This window comes from Pseudomonas sp. REP124 (assembly GCF_020164475.1).
In the GTDB taxonomy this organism is placed as follows: Bacteria; Pseudomonadota; Gammaproteobacteria; order Pseudomonadales; family Pseudomonadaceae; genus Aquipseudomonas.
Map to the genome: position 1 here is coordinate 12,278 of NZ_JAIQWX010000045.1, position 13,165 is coordinate 25,442.

Annotated in this window: 15 protein-coding genes and 1 pseudogene; 6 read left to right on the top strand and 10 right to left on the bottom strand. The window is 59.4% G+C overall.

All coding sequences use genetic code 11. The features are described 5' to 3' along the window. Nucleotides 1–37 precede the first annotated feature (37 nt). Both K9857_RS13430 and K9857_RS13435 read right to left on the bottom strand, forming a co-directional pair. Entirely contained in the window at nucleotides 38–844 is an 807-nt protein-coding gene (locus K9857_RS13430; RefSeq protein ID WP_224536469.1) for an MOSC domain-containing protein, read from the bottom strand. A gap of 641 nt (nucleotides 845–1,485) precedes the next feature. Then, complete coding sequence (locus tag K9857_RS13435) at nucleotides 1,486–2,421, bottom strand: chemotaxis protein CheV (RefSeq protein WP_224536471.1); 936 nt, start codon at nucleotides 2,419–2,421, stop codon at nucleotides 1,486–1,488. Nucleotides 2,422–2,914: 493 nt separating this feature from the next. Here K9857_RS13435 and K9857_RS13440 point away from each other — a divergent pair, with 493 nt between their 5' ends. From K9857_RS13440 to K9857_RS13450, 3 genes are all read left to right on the top strand, one after another. Next, nucleotides 2,915–3,385, top strand: a complete 471-nt coding sequence (locus K9857_RS13440) for a hypothetical protein (protein WP_224536474.1) — start codon at nucleotides 2,915–2,917, stop codon at nucleotides 3,383–3,385. 494 nt (nucleotides 3,386–3,879) lie between these two features. Next, nucleotides 3,880–4,773 carry a sensor histidine kinase gene (locus K9857_RS13445; protein ID WP_224536508.1) on the top strand — a complete coding sequence of 298 codons (894 nt, stop codon included), beginning with the start codon at nucleotides 3,880–3,882 and terminating at the stop codon, nucleotides 4,771–4,773. Further along, nucleotides 4,770–5,426 carry a response regulator transcription factor gene (locus K9857_RS13450; RefSeq protein ID WP_175377017.1) on the top strand — a complete coding sequence of 219 codons (657 nt, stop codon included), beginning with the start codon at nucleotides 4,770–4,772 and terminating at the stop codon, nucleotides 5,424–5,426. The genes K9857_RS13445 and K9857_RS13450 overlap by 4 nt, the downstream gene beginning before the upstream one ends. On the opposite strand, the gene yegS is transcribed toward K9857_RS13450, so the two are convergent. Next, a complete protein-coding gene (yegS, locus tag K9857_RS13455) occupies nucleotides 5,410–6,327 on the bottom strand; it encodes a lipid kinase YegS (protein WP_224536476.1) in 918 nt (305 codons plus the stop codon). The two genes, K9857_RS13450 and yegS, sit on opposite strands and share 17 nt — an antisense overlap. A gap of 212 nt (nucleotides 6,328–6,539) precedes the next feature. Here yegS and K9857_RS13460 point away from each other — a divergent pair. Next, a pseudogene (locus K9857_RS13460) lies at nucleotides 6,540–6,758 on the top strand (hypothetical protein); the annotation flags it as partial. A gap of 137 nt (nucleotides 6,759–6,895) precedes the next feature. On the opposite strand, the gene glp reads toward K9857_RS13460, so the two are convergent. Both glp and moaB read right to left on the bottom strand, forming a co-directional pair. Then, nucleotides 6,896–8,119: a gephyrin-like molybdotransferase Glp gene (gene glp, locus K9857_RS13465; protein WP_224536478.1), complete on the bottom strand. Its 1,224-nt coding sequence runs from the start codon at nucleotides 8,117–8,119 to the stop codon at nucleotides 6,896–6,898. Next, nucleotides 8,103–8,642, bottom strand: a complete 540-nt coding sequence (gene moaB, locus K9857_RS13470; protein WP_175377013.1) for a molybdenum cofactor biosynthesis protein B — start codon at nucleotides 8,640–8,642, stop codon at nucleotides 8,103–8,105. The genes glp and moaB overlap by 17 nt, the downstream gene beginning before the upstream one ends. A 90-nt stretch (nucleotides 8,643–8,732) precedes the next feature. Between moaB and mobA the strand changes: the two genes are divergently transcribed. Further along, the gene (mobA, locus tag K9857_RS13475; RefSeq protein ID WP_224536480.1) at nucleotides 8,733–9,332 is read left to right on the top strand and encodes a molybdenum cofactor guanylyltransferase MobA; all 600 of its coding nucleotides are present in this window, start codon (nucleotides 8,733–8,735) and stop codon (nucleotides 9,330–9,332) included. A 74-nt stretch (nucleotides 9,333–9,406) separates the two neighbouring features. Further along, entirely contained in the window at nucleotides 9,407–9,628 is a 222-nt protein-coding gene (locus tag K9857_RS13480; RefSeq protein ID WP_110964155.1) for a YgdI/YgdR family lipoprotein, read from the top strand. Nucleotides 9,629–9,699: 71 nt separating this feature from the next. Here the strand turns inward: K9857_RS13480 and K9857_RS13485 are convergent, their stop codons facing one another. The 5 genes from K9857_RS13485 to K9857_RS13505 form a co-directional block, all read right to left on the bottom strand. Beyond that, nucleotides 9,700–9,978 (bottom strand): hypothetical protein, encoded by a 279-nt coding sequence (locus K9857_RS13485; protein WP_224536482.1) that lies wholly within the window; start codon nucleotides 9,976–9,978, stop codon nucleotides 9,700–9,702. Between the two features lie 155 nt (nucleotides 9,979–10,133). Continuing rightward, a complete protein-coding gene (locus K9857_RS13490) occupies nucleotides 10,134–11,024 on the bottom strand; it encodes a pseudouridine synthase (protein ID WP_224536484.1) in 891 nt (296 codons plus the stop codon). Nucleotides 11,025–11,092: 68 nt separating this feature from the next. Then, nucleotides 11,093–11,410 carry a transcriptional regulator gene (locus tag K9857_RS13495; protein ID WP_224536486.1) on the bottom strand — a complete coding sequence of 106 codons (318 nt, stop codon included), beginning with the start codon at nucleotides 11,408–11,410 and terminating at the stop codon, nucleotides 11,093–11,095. Nucleotides 11,411–11,572: 162 nt separating this feature from the next. Continuing rightward, nucleotides 11,573–11,809, bottom strand: a complete 237-nt coding sequence (locus K9857_RS13500; protein ID WP_175377008.1) for a glutaredoxin family protein — start codon at nucleotides 11,807–11,809, stop codon at nucleotides 11,573–11,575. A 77-nt stretch (nucleotides 11,810–11,886) separates the two neighbouring features. Next, nucleotides 11,887–13,095, bottom strand: a complete 1,209-nt coding sequence (locus K9857_RS13505; RefSeq protein ID WP_224536487.1) for an ammonium transporter — start codon at nucleotides 13,093–13,095, stop codon at nucleotides 11,887–11,889. Nucleotides 13,096–13,165: the final 70 nt, after the last annotated feature.

Consider the following 13,165-nt stretch of genomic DNA (forward strand, 5'->3'; position numbering starts at 1 on the left):
GTGTCCAAGGACACGGGCATTTTTGTTTAACGGGCGTTTATTCCAGAACAGTCACCGGCATGCCGACTTCGAGGCGACCGTTGCCATCGTTGACCAGATTCTGCCCGAACATCGCGCCATTGGCGTTGGCACGGTATTGCTGCAAGGTGGCAAAGGGTTCGCGATCGGCACTGCGCTCACCGGTCTGCGGGTCGATGGTGGTGAGGATGCAACGCGAGCATGACTTGACCACCCGGAACTCGACCTCGCCGATGCGAATGCGCTTCCAGCCATCCTCGGCAAAGGCTTCGCTACCCTCGATCACCAGATTCGGGCGGAAACGCAGCATTTCCATGGGGCGACCGACTTTCTGCGACAGATCCTCAAGCGACGCCTGGCCGATCAGCAACAGCGGAAAACCATCGGCGAACGCCACCTGATCATCGTCCTTGCCATAACCCGCTTCGGTGGTACGGGCGCGTTCAAGCGGGATCTGCACAAGGCGCGTCGGCTTGCCGATGAACTCACTGACCCAAGCCGCCGCGGCATCGCCGGCATCCGGCACCCGCAACGTGTCGCGCCATATAGTCACGCCGCGCAGTTCGGCATCGCTGGCTGGCAGCGCGATATCAATCGTTGGATGCCCTGGCGCCTTGAGAGTCAGACCACCCTCGGCATTCCACAACGCCGACAGCTGACTCATCTGCGCCACCGCCCGCTGAGTCAAAAATCGCCCACTGGCCTCGTCCACCAGCATCCAGCGTCGATCACCGTCCAGCCCCAGCTTGTCGAGACCGACCTGCTGCAAAGCCTCGCCCTTGCCGGATTTCAACGGATAACGATAAAGCGCGCCCAGACGCAGCATGGCCAACTCCCTGAAAAACAAAAAAGCCACCCTATACGAGCTTCAGCGTTGAATCAAAGGTTGAAATTTCGCCTGCTCCTACACGAGAACTAAACCCAGTCGAAAAAACAGGTCGTCTGTCAGGACGCCTTCGCGGGCAAGCCTCGCTCCTACAGAAAAGCGTTCGTTCAGGGGAATGTGGACAACCAGCCGAAAGGTCGAGTGTCAGCTCGCCTCGGCTGCTTTGCTTTTGATTTTGATCCACCCGCCCTTCGGCAGGCTGAGTGGAGGCGTTCATCCGGGGGGCAGGCGCGCAGCGCCGTGCGGCGAAGCCGCACACATCGAGAGGAGGTGCAGCGAAGCAAACCGGAGGCGATGCCCCCGGATGAATGCCGGAGCGAAGGGATCCCGAGCCTTGGCGAGGGACCGAACGTTGGGGCGAGACCTTTTGGTTACTTTTGGCTGGGCCGGCATTCCGGGCGTTTGCCAAAAGTGACCCGACCGTCAGGGCGGAACCGACAGCCGCCGCGCCCGCAGCAATGGATATGTACACAATCAAAAGCTCGCGAGCAGGCTCGCTCCCACAATGGAATCTGGGTACATCCGCAAGATCAGGTCGGCTACCAGGCCGCCATCGCTGGCAAGCCAGCTCCCACAGGGTTTTACGCCGGAACTTCGTCGAGCACCAACCGCTGGCGCACCACATCCACCAACTTGTCCGGCTGAAATTTGGACAGGAAGTTGTCGCAACCCACCTTCTTGACCATCGAATCGTTGAAACTGCCGGACAGCGACGTATGCAACACCACATAAAGACCACGCAAACGCGGATCGTTGCGGATTTCCGTGGTCAGACGATAACCATCCATCTCCGGCATCTCCGCATCGGTAAACACCATCAACAGCTTCTCGGTCATATCGACACCACTGTCCGCCCACGCCTTGAGCATGTTCAACGCCTTCAAGCCGTCACTGGCAATATGCATCTTCACCCCCAACTGCCCCAGCGTATCGCGCAACTGCGCCAGCGCCACATTGGAGTCATCCACCAGCAGCACCTCACGACCACGGGCACGCTCGAGCACCGGATCCGCCAATTTTTCGCGGGAAACCTTGGCGTTGTAAGGCACGATTTCCGCCAGAACCTTCTCAACGTCGATGATTTCCACCAACTGATCATCGACCTTGCTGATGGCAGTCAGGTAATGCTGGCGACCGGCGCTGCTCGGCGGCGGCATGATCGCTTCCCAGTTCATGTTGACGATGCGATCCACGCCACCGACCAGGAACGCCTGCACGGAACGGTTGTACTCGGTGACGATAATGGTGCTGTTCGGCCCCGGAACCAGCGGACGCATGCCGATAGCCTGGGACAGATCGATCACCGGCAGGGTCTGGCCGCGCAGGTTGACCACGCCGCACACGAACGGGTGACGCTGAGGCATCAGGGTCAGCTTCGGCAGTTGCAGGACTTCCTGCACTTTGAACACGTTGATTGCGAACAATTGCCGTCCGGCCAGGCGGAACATGAGAATTTCCAGGCGATTCTCACCCACCAGTTGCGTACGTTGGTCTACCGTATCAAGAATGCCGGCCATTACTGACTCCTGGGTGTTGTACCGATGATGCACCGGTGATGATGTACCGATATAAGTCACGAATAGGAGGTTATCGGCTGGATGTGAAAGACCTTGACCCCGTACAAAATGCCGCACTTCAACATTGATGTCACATTAACATCATGCTTTACTGGCGATGTGAATTTATCTGCTACATTTTCCGAGCGCGCGACCATTGATAATTCAATAGGTTCCGTCGCGTAAGGGATTCCCTGAGCAACAATCAGGTGCAACCTGATATTCGCAATATCCAATAGCCATTAATGTGACGCCATTCTCATTGCATGAATGGAGTCAGGCTTTTGTGTGCGATCGCGGGCCCTCAACCCTATACCCTCATAACTAGTTCCGTTGCCGGTGCCTCTGCCTGGCGTAACGCGATTGCACGACGAAACGCAGACGTCGGAACGACCAACGTTCTCGTCGACACACACGACATCCCCTCATTAGTCATGACGTTGTGGAGATAAGCATGCCGGACAATCGTAAAGAGTGGGCAAAGCGGGTCCCGGAGTTTCTCATCGAAGCCGAATCGCTTCTGGCCAAAACGGAGGAATGCCTGAGCCACCTGCAATTGATCAGTAATGACAGGGACGCAATCGATTGCCTGCTCAGTACGCTGCTCAAACTGGCCAGCAAGGCGGACGCCCTGGCTCTCGCTGCCGTGTCGGAGTTTTCCCTGCACATCCATGGCCTGCTCAATCATGCCCAGAACCATATGGACCTGCACGACGAGGCCCTGCGCGCCCTCAAGGACTGCCTGACGCTGATCGCCTGGCAGCTCGAGCTGATCGACCAGAACACCGGCCAGTTGTGTCTCGATGAAACCGAGCAGACCACCCTGATCGAAGCCTTTGCCTTCCAGGTGGGTCATCACCCGTTTCAACTGCCGGTCAATTCCAAGCCTTTCACTGTGGTCCCCTACATGGAGCGTCAGGCCTGAGTCATTGAAACCGTGTCGTAACTCACAATAATTACTGTTAGTTGACGGTTATTTGATTTAACCCTGTCGTAATTGAACATTGCTTATCCAATTGCGACCGATGCAAGTAACAACTCTCCCTTCAGGCAACTAGACGCCTGTCCGAAACAGGGGCTCAGCGGAAACCAAAACAACGGGTTCCGTGGCGAATCGATGCCGAACGGTGACGATAACCCCACTTTCCTCGTGAGATCTCTCTTTCCAAATGCGTTGTTCCTGACCTCCAGGACATATATCCCGTGCGCGACCAACGGTATCTTAAGTGGTACTATGCCGCCCATTAGTTGACGTCAAATAATGGAAACATGACTTTCTACTGGCCCGGACAAGTTTCCAGCCAATTTCTTGTACAAAAATCATGCGCCATTGACGTTGTTGTACAACATGACAAAACAGAGGCCCGTCAGAGCATGACCGGCCTGCCCGCAGCGCATCTTCATTGGCTCCATTCCGTTATGTACGCCAGCCTCAAGTCACTTGCCACTTGGCCACCCTCACGAGAAAACGCGCGTCGGTTCACGCTTTCGCTGTGCGCCTGCTCGACGTTGGGAAGCCTGCTGGTCTATTGCCTTTCGATTCCCCTGCCCCTGGGTCTGCTGATTCTCAACATCGCGGCCTTGAGTTGCGTCGGCGTGCAATATCGGCTGTCGCGCAAATCGATCAAGTTTCAGCCGCAGGAACTGGCCGATCGTTTGTTGGAGGTTCAGGAGAACGAACGGCACCGGCTCAGTCGCGAACTGCATGACGACATCGGTCAGTTGCTGACCGCGGCGAAGCTGCAAAGCGCCTGGCTCAAGCGCCGCATGCCCGAAGAACTCCAGGGACAGTGCGCCGTACTGTGCGACACCCTGGAAGAGACTCTGACCAAGGTCCGGGATGTGTCGGCCATCCTCAATCCGAGGCAACTGACCAGCCTGGGCCTGGAAGCCAGCCTGCGTGCGCACCTGTTGAAGACGCTGGCCAATACCTCCGTGCACTGGAGCCTGGAATGCCACCAGCGCCTGACCGGAATCCCGGAAGAAATGGCCGTGGCGGCGTTTCGCATTACCCAGGAAGCCGTCACCAACATGTTGCGCCACGCCAACGCGCAGAATCTGGTGGTGTGCGTGCAGCGTTTGCCTCAAGGTCTTTCGCTGTCGATCCATGACGACGGCCAGGGTTTCGCCCCCGCCACCGACCCCGGTCGCGAGGGCCAGCGTGGCATGGCCGGCATGTCGGAGCGGATCACTCAGTTGGGCGGCACGCTGAACGTCACCAGCGAGCCGGGCCAAGGCACTCAAATCGAAGCTCTATTCCCCTGGGCGCCCCGCGCGCTAGAACGGGCCAGTACGAATAAGGTTATGCATTGACTTGTAACTTACTTCTGGTGGATGACCACTCGCTGATCAGGGCTGGCGTGCGCGCCCTGGTGATGGACCTTCCTGGTTATGCCGTGATCGGCGAAGCCAACGACGGCTCGCAGCTGCTGGCCATGGTCGAACATCTGTCCCCGGATATCGTGCTGCTGGATATTTCCATGAAGCAGACCGGTGGCCTTGAGGCGTTGCAGCAGCTCAAACGCATCCGTCCCCACAGCAAAGTGCTGATCCTGTCGATGCACACCGACCCGGCGCTGATCATGCAGGCCCTGGAATCCGGCGCCCATGGCTATCTGCTCAAGGACACCACCCCGACCGAGCTGGAGCATGCCCTTGAAGCCTTGCGCAACAACGAACGCTACCTGAGCCCGGCCATTGCCCACACCGTGATCACCCAGGCACTGACCCGGAACCAGACTGCCCCCGAGCCCTCGGACACGCACAACCTGACGGCCCGTCAGCTGGAAATCCTGCGCCTGATCGTTCGCGGCAAGTCCACCCGGGAAATCGCCAACGGCCTGGGCCTGAGCGTCAAGACCGTGGAAACCCATCGCTCGCAAATCATGAAACGCCTGCAAATTTTCGATGTGGCGGGCCTGGTGTTGTTCGCCGTGCGCGAGCAGATCATCAGTCTGGACGACTGACAGGTTGCGTCGCGCTCAATAGCGGCGAATCCTCTGGCAAATGCACGCGAAGGGCTGCCGGCCGCGCCGAGAAACGCAGACTGTCCCCTTCCAGCGGCTCGCCATCGAGGTTGATGTACAGGCCTTCGGAGACCTTGATCTCGACCCACGGCAACCGGGCCCGCACGAACATGCTGTCGAGGCCGAAACCATCTGCCAGCAGGTTCTTCAGCGTGTCGACCAGCTCCTGCGGCGCAGGCAGGATGCTGATATCGAGCAAGCCATCGTCGGCCAGAGCCTGTGGACACAGCACATGCCCGCCCCCCGCCTGCCGGCCATTGCCGATCCCGAGGGCCAGCAGATCACCGCTCCAGTGAAAATCCGGCCCCTGCAATTCGCCATAGGCGGCGTGCAGTTCGCTGAAGCGTGACAAACCGGTGAACAGATACGCGGCGCCGCCCAGGACTTTTTTCAGGTCCTCGGAGGTGTTGGCGGTGACCTGGCTGCCGAATCCGCCGGTGGCCATGTTCAGAAACACCTGGCCACCGACTTCTCCCAGGTCGATGGCACAGGGTTCAACGTCCAGCAGATCCAGCGCCTGGTCCGGCTCCAGGGGTACGCCGGCCGCGCGGGCAAAGTCGTTGGCGGTGCCGAGCGGCATCAGGACCAGACTGGCCTGCTTCGATTGTTCAGACAGGGCTTCGGCGATATCCCGCAGCGTACCGTCGCCGCCTCCGGCAACAATGTGCGTGTAGCCCGCTGCCACTGCCTCGGCTACCAGACGTTGCGCATCCCCCTCCTCCCATGTCAGCCGTACGGCCAGCTCCCAACCCTGTTCGCGCTTGCTCTCGACGGCCGCGCGAACTTCTTCGTTGAGCGCCTGCTTGCCATGCAGAATCAGTAGCGCTTTGCGTTCGCTCATGTGCAGTCCCCTCAGGTTTGAGTGCCATATGGGAGATGTTGACCCTCGACCCTGTAAGAAAAGTCGATGCCAGTCCAATTATTTTCCTTCGCGCACACCCAAGTCGTGCAAGACAGGATTTTTCTTACAAAAGGTGAGGAATTGCCTTAATTGACCATCAGGTGGGATTCATACACTTTGGTGTCCGGATTTTTCAGCCTTCCGCAGAATAAAAAACCCAAGGAGAAGATGAGATGGAACCCCGAGTCACCGAACTGGAGGCGCACCTCAAATACCTGCGCAAAGACATGGAAAACGTGCGCAGCGAAGTCAAATCCATCAAGCATCGCCTTGCCTATACCGTGGGTGGGACGGCGGTGTTGCTGGGTCTGCTGGGCTGGATTGCCAATAGCCGGTTTGATCAGCTGGTGACGTTGTTGTTGGCGCATTGAGTGCTTTTGACCCAAACCTGTAGGAGCGAGCATGCTCGCGATGGTAGACCAGACACCGCGGGCATCCAGACAGCCCGCGTTATCGTTGACGACCATCGCGAGCATGCTCGCTCCTACAGGTAAAGTTGGCGTGGCAACTAGAGCACTTCGCTCAATGGTATGAAGTACACCGAATCACCCGCCATCAACGTGCGATCTTCCAGCACCTCAACCAGCCCGTCAGCCCAGGCGGCGCTGCGCAGCACGCCGGAGCTCTGGTTCCTGTAAATGATTGCCCGCCCGTTTTCCAGGCGACCGCGCAAGTACTCACGGCGATTGCCCGCGACAGGCCAGTCAAACCCGGCCGGCACCTGGATCTTCAGCGGCTCCACCAGTTGCACGCCCTGGCGGCGCAGCAGATAAGGCCTGGCCAGCAGAGCGAAGGTCACCAATGTCGACGCCGGATTGCCCGGCAAGCCGATCACCGGCACTCCGCGAAAATGCCCGAATGTCAGCGGCTTTCCGGGCTTGATCGCAAGCTTCCACAAACTCAACTCACCCTCTTCGCGCAAAGCGATTCCGAGAAAATCCGCCTCGCCTACCGAAACGCCACCGGTGGAAAGAATCAGGTCGACATTGTTCAGCGCGCCAAGCCGCTCACGAGTGGTGTCCAGGTTGTCCGGCAGAATGCCGGCGTCGATCACCTCGCAACCCAGGCGCTGCAACCAACTGCAGAGCAGCACGCGGTTGCTGTTGTAGATCTGCCCCGGTCCAAGCGGCTGCCCCGGTTCGACCAACTCATCCCCGGTGGACAGCACCGCCACCCGCACCCGGCGGATCACGTCCAGCTCCGCGCAGCCGAGAGAGGCAGCCAAGCCTTGCTCGATGGGCCCCAAAACCGTACCCGCCGACAAGATCAATTCGCCGACCGTGGTCTCCTGACCCTGTGGACGAATATTTTTTCCAGGCATTTGGAGTTCGGTGAAGACCACTCGCCCATCCGACTGGACTTCGGCGTTCTCCTGCATCTCGACGCAATCGGCGCCAGCGGGAACCGGCGCGCCGGTGAAGATCCGGGCACAGGTGCCCGGCTGCAGAGCGTCAGGTGCCTGCCCGGCAAAAATCTTCTGACTGACCACCAGCGGCTCGCCGGTCCAGTCGGCCGCGCGCAGGGCGTAGCCGTCCATTGCGCTGTTGGGCCACGGCGGCAGATCAAGGGTCGACAGCAGATCCTCGGCCAGCACACGCCCCTGGACTTGCGCCAGCGGCAAGCGCTCACGCTCGGCGATTTTTGCGGCCTCGGCCATCTCGAGCAAACGCGCCAGCGCCATCTCGACCGGCATCAGGCTGCCGGTCTTGCCCGGCTTACCCGCGGGATTCACAGGGAGCCGCCTGTTTCAGATGAGGAACGAAATTGCACGGGCGATGACGCGAATCCAGCTGTTCGGCGAGGATGCCGTCCCAACCGGTGCGTACGGCGTTGGTCGAACCTGGCAGGCAGCAGACCAGCGTGCCATTGGCCAAACCTGCCAGTGCACGGGATTGAACGGTCGAAGTGCCGATGTCGGCGACCGAGATCTGCCGGAACAACTCACCGAAACCATCCACCTGTTTGTCGAGCAGACAGGCCACCGCTTCCGGCGTGCTGTCACGTCCGGTGAAGCCGGTGCCGCCGGTGATCAACACCACCTGAACGACGTCGTCGGCAATCCAGTTGGCGACTTGCGCGCGGATTTTATAAAGATCATCTTTGAGCAGGACCCGGGAAGCCAGGTTGTGACCGGCAGCAGTCAAGCGGTCGACGAAGACCTGGCCTGAGGTGTCGGTTTCCAGGGTTCGGGTGTCGCTGACCGTCAGAACCGCGATGTTGAGCGGTGCGAAAGGTACTTCAGCCTTGGTAGTCATAGGCTCATCCAGTTGTAGGAGAAACAGCCCGGTGTTATATCACAGCGCCCCATTTCCTCGCCGCCCCACCTTGCTTGATGGAACCACGCCATGACCTCGAATGATTTGCCCCCCTGCTCCATTCTCCTCCTGGCGGGCGGCCGCGGCCAACGCATGGGCGGTCAGGACAAAGGCCTGGTGCAATGGCACGGCGAGCCGTTGATTGCGCATCTGCACCGCAAGACCCGGGCGCTGAGCGACGACCTCATCATCTCCTGCAACCGCAATCTGGAGAAATACGCGCCCTACGCCGACCAGTTGGTTCACGACGACGAAGGCGATTTTCCGGGCCCCCTGGCCGGCATCCGGGCAGGCCTGAAAGCGGCGCGCCATAGCCACATGCTGGTCCTGCCCTGCGATGTGCCGCGTGTCGACGATGCGTTGATCGCCAGCATGCGCGAAGCCGCCAGTCTTCATCCGGACAAGCCCTTGATGCTGCGCCATGACGATCACTGGGAGCCCTTGCTGTGCGTCATTCCCGTGGCCTTGCTCAATGAATTCGAAAGCGCCTGGCAACAGGGTGAGCGCAGCCCGGGACGAATCATGCGCCAACTCGGCGCCACCGCCTTGCAGTGCCCCGACAACGATCCGCGCCTGGCCAACCTCAACACCCCGGAACTGTTAAGCGCCCACAACACTGTGTCAGACTGATCGCACCGAGGAACTTGCACGCGCTGCACACGTCTGAAGTTTAGTAACCAAGTATTCATTTTCGGAGACACACCATGACTCAACGGACCCTGGCCACTTTCATGCTCGCTCTGGGCCTCGCTACCCTCGCCGGTTGCTCGTCGCCTGCAGTGATCACGTTGAATGACGGTCGCGAGATCCAGGCCGTCGACACGCCTAGCTATGACAAGGATTCGGGCTTCTACGAATTCGAACAACTGGACGGCAAGCAGACCCGCATCAACAAGGATCAGGTTCGCACCGTTAAAGAGTTGTAATCCGCGCGGCGACTACCGGATACGAAAATGCCCCGACTTGTCGGGGCATTTTCGTATCTGATTAGCGCGAGTTAAGGCGTCGGCTCCTTAGCCAACTTGTCTACCCGGGTAATGGCTTGCGTGGCTTCAGCAATGCATCGCTTGTCGTCGTTCGCCGCGTTGGCCGCTTCCGCGCTCGCCTGCAGTCGCTTGACGTCCATGGTGGTGTTTTCGGAGGTAGCCGGCAAAGTGGTCACCTTGTCCCTGAGTTCCTGCAGCTTGATCGTGCAAAGATCATGGTCCGAGGCGAATACGGGAGAGGCCAGCATGGCTGTGCAAATGAACATTCCAGCGAAAACGGTACGTTTCATGGGTATCTCCTTGCATGGAAGGTTCGGGCGCCGCCCAGCGATCTGGCAACCGTCCCGAGTTCTTTGAACGACAGCCTCGAGGGCATGTTCAATTGACTGCAAAGCTGATCATGAATTCGATTTATTAGAACCCCGCATGAGTCGCACCGCCTTCATCACCACTGCAAGGTGATCGCACTCTCGAAGGTTCTTTCCTGCCCCGTGACCGGATCCACGAACGTCAATCCCTGGGCCAGCAGCTTCAAGGGATTAGCGTAGTCGTCCTGCGCATCCTTGAGCACCTGTGGATAAAACGGATCGTTGCAGATGCTCGCGCCCAACGCGGTCATGTGAACTCGCAGCTGATGCTGTTTGCCCGTGACCGGAGAAAGCGCATAGCGCCAGAGCTTACCGTTGCGCTCTTTGACCTCGACCAAGGTTTCGGTATTCGGCGTGCCCGGCCCTTCCTGCATCCGAAAGAACGGCTCGCCGTTGATCATCCGGCTTTTATGCACCAGGGGAAATGAGAGTTCAGGCAATGCCGGCGCGATGGCTTCGTAGCGTTTTTCGATTTGCCGGGTGGGGAACAGCGACTGATACGCCGAGCGGGTCTGAGGATTGGCGGAAAACAGCACCAGCCCAGCGGTATGCCGGTCGATACGATGCAGAGGCACCAGATTCGGGTTGTCCAGGCGACGGATCAGGCGTCTGAGCAATGTCTGTTCGACATAGCCACCCGAAGGCGTCACGGGCAGAAAATGCGGTTTATCCGCCACCACCAGATGCTCGTCCGCATACAGGATCGACTCGAACACCGGGATCGGTTTCTCGTCCGGCACTTCGCGAAAATAGTGGATGCGCAGGCCTTGCTTGTACGGCAGGTCCAGCGGGATGGGAGCACCTTGTGCGTCCAGCACGCGACCCCGGGCGAAACGGTCCAGCCACTGTTCACGACCGATGGCGCTGAAGTGCTCGCACAGGCAATCGAAAACGGTCTGCCACGAACCAGGCGGCAGGCAGAGGGTGCTGGCCTGGCTGTGAGCAGCGGAAAAAGATGAACTGGACATTCGAAAACTCTGGATCTCAAGGCAGAGCGGCATTATCCAACAGCGCTGCGCACGAACCTAGCGAAGAATCAGGCCGGTATCGGTGTGCGCGCCGCGGCCTCGGTGTACTCCTTGAGCCAGCGCAGAACGTCGACCGCCTCCCAGCGCACCGGGTCATACAGGGCGTACATCAATCCCTGATAACCCACGACATCCAGCTGGCGGTGATAGCCGGCACGCTGGAACAGGGCTTCGATTTCCGCGAAACAGGTATTGAAATGCAGTTTGTTGAAAGGCATCTTGCCTTCGGTGACCAGCCCGTCCAGGCGCAATTCGAGGACCGCCTCGCGGACTACGTCCACCGACATCCGGTTCACGCTGCTCTTCAACTGTTCGACATTGACCACGATTCATCCCTCTCACGCCCGGACCGCCCCGCTCGTCCCTGAATCCAGGAACAGCAGCGCACAATCCGAATAACTGTATGTGCATACAGTATCCGAATCGCACCGTTTAAGCCAATAGGATGAAACGCAAAGTTCGACCGACGGGGCGGTTGTCACGAAAGGCTAACGCAGAAAGTCCACTACATCGTCGGAGCCGAACGGCCAGCCCAGCTCAGCTCCGGTGTCGATTCGTCGCAATACCGGAATCCGCAGGCTGTAGGCCTGGAACCAGGTTTCATCGTCGGCGATGTCCACCAGTTCCACCAGCAGGCCGCGCTCGACGAACTCCATCAGCAGGGCTTCGGCCACTTCACAGAGGTGGCACCCCAGGGTGCCGAACAGCTGACATTCAGGAGGCATGAGCGCTCAACCACAAAAATGAAGTGACTATTCTAGGCCCGCCCCGAAAAGTCGTCGAGCGCCCGACCGGCGCAGAATCATTCCTGGTTGACCGCACCGATCTTGTGAATCGACAGGTCCGCTCCGTAATACTCTTCTTCCTGGCTCAGGCGCAGGCCGTGGAAGGCCTTGATCGCGCCATACACCGCATAGCCGCCGACGAATGCCACCACCACGCCCAACGCCGTGCCAATCAACTGGCTGATCAGGCTGACCCCGCCCAACCCGCCCAGCGCACTCTGACCGAAAATGCCGCAGGCGATGCCGCCCCATACACCGCAAAGGCCATGCAGTGGCCAGACACCCAGCACATCATCGAGGTGCCATTTGCTTTGAGCCGCGGTAAAGCACCAGACGAACAACGCCCCGGCGATCGCCCCGGTGACCAGCGCGCCCACTGGATGCATCAGGTCGGAGCCGGCACAGATCGCCACCAGCCCGGCCAGCGGACCGTTGTGCAGGAAGCCCGGGTCATTGCGCCCGACGATCAACGCCGCCATGGTGCCGCCGACCATCGCCATCAACGAGTTCACCGCCACCAGCCCGCTGACCCCTTGCAGGGTCTGCGCGCTCATCACGTTGAAACCGAACCAGCCGACGATCAGGATCCACGAGCCCAGCGCCAGAAACGGAATGCTCGACGGTGCGAACGCCACCAGACGCCCTTCGCGGTAGCGACCGTTGCGTGGCCCGAGCAGCAACACCGCCGCCAGCGCCAGCCAGCCGCCCATGGCGTGTACCACTACGGAACCGGCGAAGTCATGGAAACTCGCGCCGAAACGCTCAAGCAACCAGGCTTGCAGGCCAAAGTTGCCGTTCCAGATCATGCCTTCGAAAAAGGGATAGATGAACGCCACGATCAGTGCCGTCGCGCACAGCTGCGGAACGAAGCGCGCGCGCTCCGCGATGCCGCCAGAAATGATCGCCGGGATGGCCGCGGCAAAGGTCAGCAGGAAGAAAAACTTCACCAGCCCGTAACCGTGATCGACGTTGAGCGCCGCCGCCGGTTGCATGAAGGTCACCCCATAGGAAATCCAATAGCCTATAAAGAAATAGGCCAGGGTCGAAACGGCGAAGTCGCTGAGGATCTTCGACAGCGCGTTGACCTGGTTTTTCTGGCGTACTGTGCCGACCTCCAGGAAGGCAAAACCGGCGTGCATGGCCAGGACCATGACCGCACCGATCAAAATGAACAACGTGTTGGAGCTATGGACCAGGCTGTCGACAGCGCTTTGCAGATTTTCCATGGATCAGGCAGACCTCAAGGCAGAAAAAAGCACCAAAGCAGTTCGCGCGGGCAATCCATGCACCAAGTTG